The following is a 13097-nucleotide window of genomic DNA, read 5'->3' as shown; positions in this document are numbered from 1 at the left end:
CTGCTTGATCAACTGCAAAAGGCCAAACAAGTTGCCGAGGAAGCTAATCATGCAAAAACTGTATTCTTGGCCAATATGAGTCATGAAATCCGTACGCCAATGAACGCGGTAATCGGAATGCTAGAGCTGGCTTTGGAGAAATCTGAACAGGGCATTACAGATCGTTTTGCTCTAGACGTAGCCTCTGGTGCCGCACGCGGGATGATGGAGTTGATCGGCGACATTCTAGATATTGCGCGAATCGAATCGGGTCGGTTGTCGCTAACCCCTGAGAGAGCCAATCTGCGCGAGCTGGTTGAGTCGGTGGCGCGGATCTTCGAAGCTCAGTCTCGGCAGAAGCGGTTAAGACTGCTTCTGGATATACAGTCTGACGCCGATCGCGATGTTTTAATCGATCCGTTGCGTTTCAAGCAAGTACTGTCCAATTTGTTGAGCAATGCCATCAAGTTTACCAAGCAGGGCGAAGTGCGTCTGATTTTGGTAGCAGAAAGCGAGGCTAGCAGTGAGCGTATGAGCGTACACCTGAAAGTGCAGGATACCGGTATTGGTATTTCCAGTGAGGATTACCAATACCTATTCACCCCGTTCAGCAGGGCCAACAACAATCAAGAATCAGTTCGCAGTGGTGCAGGTTTGGGCCTAATGATTAGTCGTACATTATGTGAGTTGATGGGCGGAAATTTGTACTTGTACAGTGAGTTGGGTAAAGGTACCACGGTGGAAGTAATACTCAGCCTTGTATCACTCTCGCCTTTACCATTTGACGAGTGTGTACTCAGCAAAATAGCTCCTCAATTGCACTCGCTGAATATATTAGTAGTTGATGATTATCCCGCAAATCGTCAGTTGCTCTCGCGGCAGCTGTCTTACTTGGGACATAGTGTGACGGACGCCCCGGATGGTGCTCATGGGCTACGTGCTTGGCGCAATGGTGCTTTTGACGCGTTGATTACAGACTGCAACATGCCAACTATGGATGGTTATGAATTGACTCGTGCGATTCGCGACATTGAATCCACAAAAATCACGCCTCGTTGCACAATTTTAGGTTTCACCGCTAATGCGCAATTAGAGGAAAGAGCTCGTTGTCTGGAAGCGGGTATGGATGATTGTTTGTTCAAACCGATCAGTCTGCATGATTTGGCGAAGCAGTTGGCGTCAATTGTGCCGTTGTCTTTGATGCTACCGAGCAAGTCGCAGCCAGTGCCGAGAAATTACGGAGTAAGTTTGTGTGAATTGGAAAGGTTAACTCGTGGAGATACTGAGTTGCTTAGAGGTCTAATTGAGGATTTAGCTCGTAGCAACCGGGAAGATCTAGAGCGTTTGCAGGTCCTAGCAAGTAATCGTGATTTAAATGGCCTCTCCAATTTGGCTCATCGAGTCAAAGGGGGCGCGCGTATTATCAAGTACACACATTTGATTGATTGCTGTGAAGCGTTGGAGGAGGCCTGCACGGTTATGGACTCTGCGCTCCAAGATATTGCGATAAAGAACCTGCGGATGGCGATGAGTGAGCTAGCAGCTGTCCTGGAGGGTTGAATGCAAAAAAACACGGTTCTATGCTGAATGGCTTAGATTGCTATGTCACACTTCTAGTGATAGAAGCAGGGAAAAATCCTACAGCGGTTGGTAAAAAAACGTACGTGTGATGTTAGCTTCAATATGGATGATAGTCCGGTCGCACACGAAGAACGAGCCAATAGCTTCGGTATCTAAAATATCGATCGTTGGCTCGTATGATGCGATCGTTTTGACTTTTTCATTTTTTGGAGCTCTCTCATGAAGCGCAGTACTTTCTCGCTTGCTGTACTATTTTCTGCCATTAGCATTCAAGCTGCCTATGCCGCTAATACCGTTAATTTTACGGGTGAATTGGTTGCTCAAACTTGCTCGGCCTCTGCAGGTGACAAAAGCCAAACTGTTCACTTGCCGAAAGTATCGGTGAGCCAGTTGAGCGCCAAAGGGGATGTCGCGGCTCAGACTGGCTTCAACATCGAGTTGACTGGTTGTACTAATGCTACCGGTACTGCAAAGGCAGTCTTTGCCAGTGGTAGCGGCGTTCGTCCTGGCGTTGGTACCTTGCTAAACACAAGTAAGGACGCAGGTGCTGCTAAGAATGTTGATCTGCAATTGGTGGATGCGGTTAATGGCAAATCAATCAAGGCAGGTGATTTCTCTCAAGTGGATTCAACCACTGCTATGACAATTTCCGGTAGCGCGATTACTTTGCCTTACGCTGTGCAGTACTACGCGACTGATGTAGGTGCTACTGCCGGTCCAATAAACGCTTCTGTCACCTACGACATCAGCTACCAATAATTACAACAGATCTGTACATGTCCTTTTGCCTTGTGAAGGGACATGTCGGCCATCCGTGATGGAGATGTTGATGTTGTATCAGAGTAAGCTGCATCGATTTCTATGGCTACCCTTAGCTATATTGTGTTGTTCTCAGGCTATTGCTGGTGTAGTTATTACTGGAACGCGACAGATTTATCCTGCGCAGCAAAGAGAGATCACTGTACGATTAAATAACGATGGTGTTCTACCTGCGCTAGTTCACTCATGGGTGGACACTGGGGATGGAGATTCTAGTCCGACAAATGCGAAAGCTCCCTTTGTTGTGTCTCCTCCTGTAGCGCGTATTGATGCGGGTAAGGGGCAGAGTTTGCGTTTAATGTTTGTCGGTGCTCCGCTATCAAGCAGCAAGGAGTCGGTATTCTGGCTCAATGTTCTGGAGATTCCACCTAGGCCTGAGGTGGCAGCAGACTCAACTGTGCTGCAAATGGCTTTCCGGTCTCGGATAAAAGTATTCTATCGCCCTAAAGATCTCCCTGGGGATCCCGTACAGGCTATTGAGGCCGTGCAGTGGCGAGTAGAGGCGGGCAGTAATGGATCTGGTTTTGTTTTGCGGGCTACCAACCCAAGTGCGTATCACGTGTCACTAATTGGTCTGAGTCTGCATACCGGAGCGCTGAGAGTGCCTTCTGAGGATGGAATGATTGGCCCAGGCGAGAGTCGATTGTTTGCATTACCGACTCTGAAGAGGGCTCCTGAAGCAGACGCGCAAGTAGAGTTTAGTGCAATCAATGACTACGGTGCCTTGATGGTGACCAAGCGTCCGATTCAGCACTAGAGATTTGATAAGCACGCCCGTGCAAGAGTGACTTATGAAAAATTTCAGCTTGGATGAAAGTCCACAGTTATGCTTTCGCTTTGCCTTAAATCTGCTAAGCATGCTTATTGTAAGGCCTTTGGCATTTTTACCCTGTGGTCTGGCGATGTCTGTTGCGTACGCACAGGAAGTGCATTTCAACGATGTATTCCTGCCCGAAGGTTCGCAAGATCTTGATCTATCGGCATATCGGTCTGGTAACCCTGTTTGGCCTGGAAACTACCGGGCGGATGTTTCGATTAATGGTCGTCTAGTCAATCGTCAAGATGTAAGGATTAATGCGCAGAAAGATGGTAGTCAGGCAGTTGTTTGTCTTACGCGCACGCAGCTAGAAATGATGGGGGTAGCCATCGAAAAGCTTTCACCCGAGACTATTCAGTTGTTCGATGTGGGGCAAGCGTGTCCTGATTTGTCTTCGCTAATTGAGGGGGCAAATGCGACCTTCTATCCTGACAGCCAGCTACTCGAGGTTAGTGTGCCACAGGCGGCGATGCGGAAAAACTCACGAGGTTATGTCAGCCCTGAGTTATGGGATCACGGGATTACCGCGGCCACACTTAGTTATAACCTCAACGCTAATCACAGTCGGGCCATGGGTACGAATTCAAGCTCAATGTACTTAGGTTTAAATAGCGGTCTAAATATTCATGGCTGGCGTTTACGTCATGACGGTTCATTGAACTGGCAGCAGAGGCAGGGTGGTGATTATCACAGTATCAATACATACGCCCAGCACGACGTTGCGGGTATTAAAAGCCAGCTTTTAATTGGTGAGTCTTATACCAGTGGAGATGTATTCGATACATTTTCCTTTCGCGGAGTGCAACTAAGTAGTGATGATCGTATGTTGCCAGATTCGCTGCGCGGGTATGCTCCGATAGTCCGTGGTATCGCCCGAACCAATGCTCGAGTTTCCGTGAGGCAGTCAGGCGCCTTACTGTTAGAGACCACCGTATCACCCGGCGCGTTTGTCATTGATGACTTGTACTCCACCAGCTACGGCGGTGAGTTAGAGGTGACGGTAACCGAAGCGGATGGCAGTGAGCAGCGGTTTATTGTGCCCTACGCGTCAGTCAGCCAGTTGCTGCGCCCCGGTACCCTGCGCTTCAGTGCTACAGCTGGACAAACTCGAAACAGCTATATCCATGAACAACTCAAAGTGCTGCAAGGCGCCTTGCAATATGGTTTGAACAACACGTTTACCGGTTATGGTGGCAGTCAGTTTAGCGATGACTATATGGCTATCATGACCGGATTAGCCTTTGGTACCCCTATCGGTGCGATGGGAGTAGATATCACTCATGCTCAGACGGATCTGCCCAGCGGCGCTTCGCGTGGCCGAAGCCTGCGGCTGTCGTACAGCAAAAACATCCTCAGTACAGGCAGTAACTTCACCGTAGCCGCGTACCGATTTTCTACTAGTGGGTACCTGGATCTGAGCAATGCCGCTCAATTTATCGACGCTGAACGAAGGGGAATGGAAACCTTTGGAATAGGGCGACCACGCAGCCGTTTGTCATTGACCGCCGACCAGAGTTTGGGTGACTGGGGGCAAATGACATTCAGTGGCTACACGCAGAATTACTGGAATCAATCAGGGCGTGATGTGCAGTACCAATTGGGTTACTACAAACAGGTGCGGGATATCGGTTATGGAGTCAGCGCCAGCCGCGGTCAGTCTGGGCTGGATGAAATGGAAACAACTTACCTGTTCACGGTATCGATGCCGTTGGAGTTTGGCCCTCGGCGTCAGCAGCCGCAACTTTATGCGCGGCTGGGTCGTGACGCCCAAGGTAACTATGAGCAGCAGGCATCGATAAGTGGTGTCACTGGCGAAGATGGCGAGTACAGCTATGGCGCGACGGTTGGGCATGATAGTGCCACAAGTGCACTCAACAGCTCGGTAAACGGGCAGTATATAAGTGAGGCTGCCACGGTGGGCGCAGGCATCAGTCAGGGTGATGAGTACAGTGCTGCGTCGTTGACGGTAAGTGGCACTGCGGTCGCGCATTCAGAAGGCCTGACACTGAGCCCCTACCGCGGAGAAACTATGGCGGTTATCAGTGCCCCTGATGCACAAGGTGCAAAGGTGGTTGGGTATACAGGCATGAAACTAGATCGACAGGGCTATGCGGTAGTTCCGTATCTTCGTCCTTATCAACTCAATGAGGTCTCAATTGATCCGGAAGGTACGTCGATGGATGTCGACTTTACGGAAACTAGCCAGCAAATTGTACCGCGAGCTGGTGCGGTAGTGTTCCTTAAATACGGGACGACAGTAGGTAAAGCCGTACTGTTGAATGTGAAGCTTGCCGACGGGCGTCCGTTGCCGTTTGGTGCATCCGTCACTGACCCTTCTGGTAGAGCTGTTGGTATCGCAGGCCAGGGGGGACAAGTTTACGTACGGATGAGCACGGATGTACCGCAGCTTCTGATTAACTGGGGTGAAAGTGTTAATCACCGTTGCTCGCTAGCTCTTCCACCTCTTCAAGATAAAGGTAAGCAGTTGTTTCAAGCGGATGTTGAATGCCGTTAAGACATCGTTTTCAAGATTGTGCTGATAATTCAACATTGTGCTTTTTATGAGTTACCGTTGAACTAATTTTATGAAAATTCGGAAAAGTCTTACATTGGTATAGGTGGTGACAGTCGATAATTTAAACTGTGGTTTTTAATATATATTATAGGACGGGTTGATGCGATGACTACGTTTGCGTTACGTGTGCTCGTTATTGAAGAACATGCCTTTCAGCGTTCCATTTCCGTAAACACCCTCCAACAGATGGGGTGTCATGAGGTACTGGAGGCAGCTGGGGGCGCACAGGCGATGGAAGTGTTGCAGTGCCTGGGGCGAGTAGACGTAGCTCTGTTTGATATGCGAATGGAGAGCATGGATGGACTGGATTTTTTGCAATATCTGGCGCTTTCTGGATTAGTTGGGGCAGTAATACTCAGTAGTGCCCTGCCTGATGACTTGTACCGAGCGGCTAAGCAGATTGCTTCGCTTCACGGTATAACACTGTTGGGGGATGCTGGAAAGCCATTGCTTGAGGCTCATCTACGGATTCTACTTGAGGTTGAGCGTAATAAGCCTATCGAAAGCATCAGTATGTTGGTCGGCAAGGAAGTGGTCACTGACCTTGAGTTACGCGAAGCGCTCGCGCGACGGCAAATACACGCTTACTACCAACCAAAACTGTGTCTGAAGACGGGTGAGGTTCGTGGTGCAGAAGTGTTCTCGCGCTGGCAACATCCCCGCCGAGGCTTGCTGTCACCGATGATGTTTTTGTCCGAGATGGATCGTGGGGGCTTGCTTGATGAATTGCTGTTCCAGCAACTGCAAGAGGGGTTGTCATTGCAGCGTAGCGCCTGGGAGAAAGGTTACTCACTAAACATTGCTTTTAACCTTCAACCTTCTCAGTTGGCCAATGAAGACTTGGCGTTGCACATTCGTTCGGTCCTTACCGCACGAGGTCACCCCTGCAACGGATTGACGTTCGAGCTAACCGAAAGCGGTTTGCTGGAAGCGCCTGCTGCCAGCATGGAAACCCTCCTTAGGTTGCGCATGATGGGATGTAGTTTGTCTATTGACGACTTCGGCAGTGGGTTTTCATCTTTGCAGCGCTTGTGTAGGTTGCCTTTCGACGAAATCAAGTTGGACGCTGAATTTGTGCGCAACTTTGAGCGCGAATCGCGCTGCCGAGCGGTTGTCAGATCTACGCTGGCGTTGGGCGAGGCATTGGGTATGAACGTTGTAGTGGAAGGGATAGAAACACGCGAGCAGCACCAGGAGCTATTGGCTTTGGGAGGCAAGCATGGTCAAGGTTACTTGTACGCCCGCCCAATGAGTGGAGATGATTTTTTAGCGTGGCTAGATCAGCATTATCGGTATGGAGGAGAAGTATTCGACGATGTTTTATCAGCACATGATGAAGCTCATAAATGATAACGCAGCTCTAGATAATTGATCTGAGGTTTTTCATTGGCGGAATGTCGAGTTTGAGTACGGTCGACATGAGTTTATTGAAGATTCGGGCGTTCATGGTTCTAATGGTGCTCCTAAAATGAATAACAAGACCCTTCGGATTTTGATCGTTGAGGCTCAGCATCTAGAACAGCTATTTCTTGAGAAAGTCATGAATAGCTTGGGTTACTATCGTGTTGCACCAATGGCTTCAGTCGCCGAAGCCATGATTGCAATTCGTGATGCGGTTGTGCCTTTCGATCTGCTTATTATTAATGCCGAGCAAGAGTGTTGCGACGACTTTGATCTGCTGTCATATTGTAAAAGCGCTGAGCAGCTCAGGCATAGTATTGTTTATGGGTGCAATGTAGCGCAGGATTTGCCGCAATCCTTTCAAAGAGGCGGTAGTGTCCATATGACCGCCAATCATCGGCTTGATGTTCAGATCCTCAAAAAGTTGATGATGTTAGTCGACCCACCTACCCAATATCCAGCCAGGAAAGCTCCTACAGCAAGGGCGTTACGTTCCTCTGTACGAGTTTTAACTAGCGCTGAGCACAAGTCATTGACTTAAGTATCTACTGTAAGTGCATGTCAGTGCGCTCCGTTAAAAAGCCGGATCAAGCAGTGCTGTTGCTTTCAAGCAGCATTTTAGTCCGCTGAGTTCTACAGGGTTTCTTGTTTCTAAATTACTAAATAAAAGTTGAAACGCTTTATGTGGTAGTGCTGCGTGAGTGTGCGATTTGCTGTGCGCAGCAGGACTACCTTTGAAAATAAAAAAGGGTAATGATGATCTAGCGTTAGAATTTTCTTTGTTGGATGGTCGGCAGTCCTTTAAAAATTTTACACGTTAATAGAGGGGTATTCCTCGAGTACGTTTCTGTATGTCATCTCTATTAATTACTCGCGTACTGCCAGATTAGATTAAAAATTTCCCCGATGTTAAAGTAGAGGAGCTCTCCTGTCTGAGCCTCTTCGAACCACATCGGACTCTGCATTTTACTATGCGGGCATTTCTGTAAAATTACTTGGTTTTGTGGACTTGTAGCTATCGCAAGTATAGCTCCTAGAATCGAATTCGTGACACTGGAATAGAGCATAGCTCTACTTTTTTGAGAATTGTTTTTTGTTGTTAATTTTCTTGTTCGAAAAAATTAAGTGCTCGGCCTGTTGCTGCCCCTCAAAAGAGGGGGGCGCCAAACAGTCATGCAGCATTACTGATAGTATAAGTCCATTGTTACGCCAGCATTGAATTTTCCACCGATAGGTTTGTTTTGTAGCCATATTAAGTCGGCTTCAAAATTATTGGTGTAGCTTTTATCTTTCAAGTCAGTCAATTTAAACCATTTGCTAAAAGGTACCTGAATATTGTTCTGTAAGTTGCGAATACTAATTCCGACCGAGGGGTTATCATTCGGTACTAATTTGTCTTCTAAAATTTTGCCTTTGGTGGGGGTGAAGCGCGCATTAACGGTGTACGGCGTGTCGCACCCTCTGTTCAGGCCAACAGTGAAGCTCTTGCTACCGGCGACCTTGCCAATTTGAACCGCCGTAATGGCAACGCGACCGAAGTCCAGCGATGCGGGTGTGATCTTTATTTCTGGCTCGCACGCTACAAAACGAATGTTGTTTAATCCGTTCACAATATAATTGATGTTGCTATCTTTTTTGTTATTCAGTCCTCCGCTGCCATCGAGTTGAAATACCCGATAATCATTAAGTGCTGGGATATTGCCTGAGGTGGGTGCCGTACCAAATTTTTCGACGAACACAGTGAATTTCAGGGAAAACCTAGCCTCCCAATTGTTGCACCCAGTGCCAGAGCAGTTGTTCCAGGTACTGTTCCCTGTGGCGTAGCTTCCACTGCTTTGCACAATTTTTTTATCATTATAGCGAATTCCGATTTGAATACCTTGTCCGATACTTTTCCTTTCAGGGTTTACATAGAAAAATATTTGTTCTTTACTCTTTATATTTTGGTCATCTGTACAGACCACATTGACGGTTCTCTCCTCCGACTCCCAAATAACTGTGCCGTTCGGCGCATTTGCGGGAATGGCTAGCGGAGTGCCTAGTGCTTCGGTGATTTTTGCAGAACCGTCGCTGCTTTTGCAGGAAAGGGCATGGCTGGTAGTGGGAAGCGCAGTTAGTAATAGCAGGACTGGCGAAAGCAATTTTATAGGAGCTGACATTTTTCAAGCCTCGATCGATTTTTCCTCATCGTGGCTAGGTGCAAATTTTTTTGCTATCGGAAAAGTCTGATAGCAGCTAAAAATGATGATGAAAACCTCTAGGCTGCTGATTTACTGACAAGCTTGCGATCTCTCGAGGTCGGCCTGGGGGCCTGAGGGCCTATACGTAGCGTAGTATGTGTCCGGCTAATCCATTTCCCACTCATGCAGAGCTGGGAGAGATGATGATGCTTCTTGGCCGTGATACAGCAAGTGCAACTTCTCGGTAGGCGAGGTTCCAGGCACCTGTACAGGCTGATTCGGTGCGGAGTGGTAACGACCACTCGGACAGGTAAGGAAATACCAGATAGGCCTCATGTCTTCCGGCTGAGCTTTTACTGAATCGCAGGCATAAAGGAGAATAAACCTATTAGGAAAAATCTTACCGGCACCAAGGTTGGGTGGAATTTTGCTGCTGTTGCTAAATACTTATCCATTAAATGGTGATAAAAGTGATGAGTCAGACCAACATCATAGTTATTCGGGCGCACGCGATTAGTAAATCTCAATATTTAACTTTGTAAGTTGGTGAGTCTTCCCGCCGCTGGCCACGCCGATCGTGCATCCGAGTTGTGCTGATACTGACATGGGCCAGCCATACCTGGACCTTGGCGATATCGGCATCTTGCTCTAGGGTGTTGGTCGCAGCGGTTGCACGGAGCCCAGGTACACCTAGCACGGTTACATTGATGCCTACCGCATGCGCCCATTGCGCGACTACGGTATAGATCCCGTTACCCGTAACCGCGCTACCAGTGGTGCGTCCGCGGATCGAGCGGAATAGCGGCCCATTTCCGGCCTCTCGTTTATTGTCCTTTTCCAGGTACTCATGAATGAGCTCGGCCGCCACCGGGTGTAGCGGTAAATAGCGGGTCTTGTTCCCATTCGTCTGCAGGTGTTCGATACGTCGACGCTCCTGCAGGTCGCTAGTCATCAACTGCGTGACTTCTTCCCAGCGGGGGCCGTGGTACAGAAGCATGGCCAAGATAGCCCGATCCCGAACCCCCTTCAGCGTCCAGCCGTCCGGTGCCGTCAGCAATAATTTAGCCTGGTCATCACCAAGGTCCGGCGTCTTGCCCTCGTTGGTTTCAATCCCCAGCCGCTTAACCCAGTTTACCGGGTTGCCGCCGGCGACGGCATTGTTCTCCAGGAAGGCCGCCGCGTACTTTGCCAAGGAGTGCGGCTGAAGTACGCCTTTATCAAGCACTGCGCGGGCGACTATTCGATTCGACGGCTTTGCCTGACGCTGAAAGTCCATCCCGGCGGTTATTACGCCTGGCTTTCTAAGCCGCAATCTGTACGCGACAAAGACGATCAGCGACTGCTGGGTTTGATCAAGCATTCCTGGCTGGAGAGCGGCGGCGTTTATGGCTATCGCAAAATCCACGACGATCTGCGCGAGGTCGGTGAGGATTGTGGTCGTCATCGTGTGGCGAGGCTTATGCGTCTTGAAGGTCTGCGTTCTCAGACAGGTTATCGACGCCGCCCTGGAAAGTACGGCGGTAAGCCAGCGGTCGTCTCACCCAATTTTCTGAAGCGCCAGCTCGATGTCGTGGAACCCAGCAAGGTTTGGGTAACCGACATCACGTACATTCGTACGTATGAAGGCGGGTTGTATTTGGCGGGGGTACTGGATCTGTTTTCTCGGTAGGTCGTTGGCTGGTCAATGAAGTCGCAGATGACCAGTGATTTGGCTGTTGATACGTTGTTGATGGCGGTTTGGAGGCGTAAACCGAAGCAAGAGGTGATGGTTCATTCCGACCAAGGCAGCCAGGGCTACCCTGATCCGAATGCACGATAACTCTGGTTTTGGGTTTACGGCGCCACACTGCCATTAGCAATGCATCCAACGCTAACTCCTTACCTAGCGTTGGCTTCATAGACCACCCGACCACCTTGCGAGCATAGAGATCCAGCACGATGGCTAGATATAACCATCTCTGCCACGTTCGGATGTAAGTGATGTCAGTCACCCAAGCCTTATTAGGGGTATCGACCGCGAACACCCGGTTGAGTCGATTAGGGGCAATTATCGATAGCCGCCCTTAGATTGCGCGCAGAGCTTTGTAGCCTCTGAGCGCCTTGATTTTGTAGGTGCGCATCAATCCGGCGACACGGTGCTTACCGCAGCTTTCTCTAGCCTCACGCAAGTCAGCATACACCCGCCATGCACCATACACACCTCGGCTGGCTGCATAGGAGTCGCGGGTCAGTCCTGACAGCCGACCATTCTCTTTTTCACGATCAGATACAGGCTTATGTAGCCATTGATAGAGCCCGGCACGAGCAACTTGCAAAACCCGGCACAGCGTAGTGATCGCGTATTGATGCCGATGCTCGTTCATAAAGCGGTATTTCACTCGGGTTCCCTGGCGAAGTGCCGCGCTGCCTTCCTAAGAAACACCCTCCGTTGGCTGAAGAGTGAAACCAAATTCGGCAGCACGGCGATGTAAACCCTTTACGACCCGCTAACGATATCTCTGTTCATACTGGTCTGCTCCGGGGTCTTGATAGCTCATACCGAAACGCATCGCGTTGTAGAACAGAATCGCAATTTTTCGGGCGGACGTGGTGACTGCTTTGGCTTTTCCGATTCGAGCTGCAAGGCGTTTATAGAAGGCCCCAAGCGCAGTACTCGCTCTCCCTACTTTGACAGCAGCCAAGCGCAGGTGGGCAGTAACTCGATTCTTGGTTTTCCGAGTATGAGCGGAAAGCACCTTACCGCCGCTGATCCTACATCCCGGCGCAAGCGTCAACCACGAAGTAAAATGATGACAAGTGCGCCATCGGGGCAGATCTGTACTGCATTCGGCGACCAGCCGCAGTGCCAGAAAGGGGCCAATGCCATTTATTTGCGTGAGGTCTACGCCGACCAGTTGATAGAGCAACGTGCGAAGATCGAAAGTGCGTTCGGTTGCCGGGTTTTATGACGCGGTTTAGGCAATGGTTCTGACGGACGCAACTTATTCGGTGAAAGCTTGATGAACACTTGTACAATTTGCTGATCGCAGATGAGGAGCTGCGCTTGGTAAGCGTCATACATTGTCAGTGCTTGTGACAGGGCAAATATGTGCTCCGGCTGATAGTTACCGACTAGCGCAGCCTCAATGACATCGATACCGGCTTTGCAGCGGGTATCGCTCATGGCAGCCAATACTGACGGGCTTCGCTCACCAGCCATAATGGCCCGAATTATTCGCATGCCGGTCACTCCGGTGACATCCGCCACGACATGGTGCAGTTGCAGATTCATATGGGTGAGCGCTTTTTGCATGTGCTGAATATGTGCGGCCGCGTAGTCAAGGTGCTGCTCTCGTAATCTTAAATAGCTGCGTAAAGCCAGGATTTCGCGATCTGGACGGAAGCAATCCGCAGGAATGGAGTCGTTGAATCCACTGCGCATCATTCACGTCGGTTTTACGCTCTGGCACTGCGCGAGCATCTCGGGCACTAGCAAGTACTACATGAAGTCCGTGCGTTTCGAGTATCTCGTAAACCGGAATCCAATAAACGCCGGTCGCTCGAGTACTAATTACCGGTAACCCTTTGCTTTTTAAGTCAGACTTTTTCATAAGCACCTCCAGTCAAGGGCGGGACTGGACGGGGACTCGGATCAAATTACATTCCTAAACGGGGTCATGAAAGCGCCACCACTAACGGGTCCGCAGCTTCCTCTGGGTCCAGTTTTTTGAACGGGACTTAGCCTCTAAAAAGCCAGCGACCACTG

The 13097-nt window shown here is 49.6% G+C and carries 8 protein-coding genes and 3 pseudogenes; 7 read left to right on the top strand and 4 right to left on the bottom strand.

The annotated features are described in order from the left end of the window. The 6 genes from BLX41_RS33520 to BLX41_RS04960 all read left to right on the top strand — a co-directional run. Positions 1 to 1539 (top strand): ATP-binding protein (locus BLX41_RS33520; RefSeq protein WP_123724004.1); only part of this gene is annotated, 1539 nt, incomplete at its 5' end. A gap of 240 nt (positions 1540 to 1779) precedes the next feature. After that, on the top strand, positions 1780 to 2319 hold the full coding sequence (locus BLX41_RS04980; protein WP_123724003.1) for a fimbrial protein: 540 nt from the start codon (positions 1780 to 1782) through the stop codon (positions 2317 to 2319). 70 nt (positions 2320 to 2389) lie between these two features. Then, entirely contained in the window at positions 2390 to 3136 is a 747-nt protein-coding gene (locus BLX41_RS04975) for a fimbrial biogenesis chaperone (protein ID WP_123724002.1), read from the top strand. A 34-nt stretch (positions 3137 to 3170) separates the two neighbouring features. Next, on the top strand, positions 3171 to 5711 hold the full coding sequence (locus tag BLX41_RS04970) for a fimbria/pilus outer membrane usher protein (protein ID WP_259744428.1): 2541 nt from the start codon (positions 3171 to 3173) through the stop codon (positions 5709 to 5711). 165 nt (positions 5712 to 5876) lie between these two features. Then, positions 5877 to 7121: an EAL domain-containing response regulator gene (locus BLX41_RS04965; RefSeq protein WP_123724001.1), complete on the top strand. Its 1245-nt coding sequence runs from the start codon at positions 5877 to 5879 to the stop codon at positions 7119 to 7121. A 118-nt stretch (positions 7122 to 7239) separates the two neighbouring features. Next, complete coding sequence (locus BLX41_RS04960; RefSeq protein WP_123724000.1) at positions 7240 to 7713, top strand: PleD family two-component system response regulator; 474 nt, start codon at positions 7240 to 7242, stop codon at positions 7711 to 7713. 640 nt (positions 7714 to 8353) lie between these two features. Here the strand turns inward: BLX41_RS04960 and BLX41_RS04955 are convergent. Both BLX41_RS04955 and BLX41_RS04950 read right to left on the bottom strand, forming a co-directional pair. Further along, positions 8354 to 9331, bottom strand: coding sequence for a fimbrial protein (locus BLX41_RS04955; RefSeq protein ID WP_123723999.1), 978 nt, complete (start codon positions 9329 to 9331; stop codon positions 8354 to 8356). 544 nt (positions 9332 to 9875) lie between these two features. Continuing rightward, on the bottom strand, positions 9876 to 10628 hold the full coding sequence (locus BLX41_RS04950; protein ID WP_404942741.1) for a tyrosine-type recombinase/integrase: 753 nt from the start codon (positions 10626 to 10628) through the stop codon (positions 9876 to 9878). On the opposite strand from BLX41_RS04950, the pseudogene BLX41_RS04945 reads away from it, so the two are divergent. Next, positions 10512 to 11144, top strand: a pseudogene (locus BLX41_RS04945) (IS3 family transposase); the annotation flags it as partial. The gene BLX41_RS04950 and the pseudogene BLX41_RS04945 overlap by 117 nt on opposite strands. Before the next feature lies 1 nt (position 11145). Here BLX41_RS04945 and BLX41_RS34495 read toward each other — a convergent pair. Next, positions 11146 to 11763 (bottom strand): annotated as a pseudogene (locus tag BLX41_RS34495) (IS3 family transposase); the annotation flags it as partial. Beyond that, positions 11764 to 12891 (bottom strand): annotated as a pseudogene (locus BLX41_RS37535) (IS110 family RNA-guided transposase); the annotation flags it as partial. Positions 12892 to 13097 lie beyond the last annotated feature (206 nt).

The sequence above is a fragment of the Pseudomonas protegens genome, from assembly GCF_003732485.1.
GTDB lineage: Bacteria > Pseudomonadota > Gammaproteobacteria > Pseudomonadales > Pseudomonadaceae > Aquipseudomonas > Aquipseudomonas protegens_B.
This window is presented reverse-complemented; position numbering and strand designations above follow the sequence as displayed.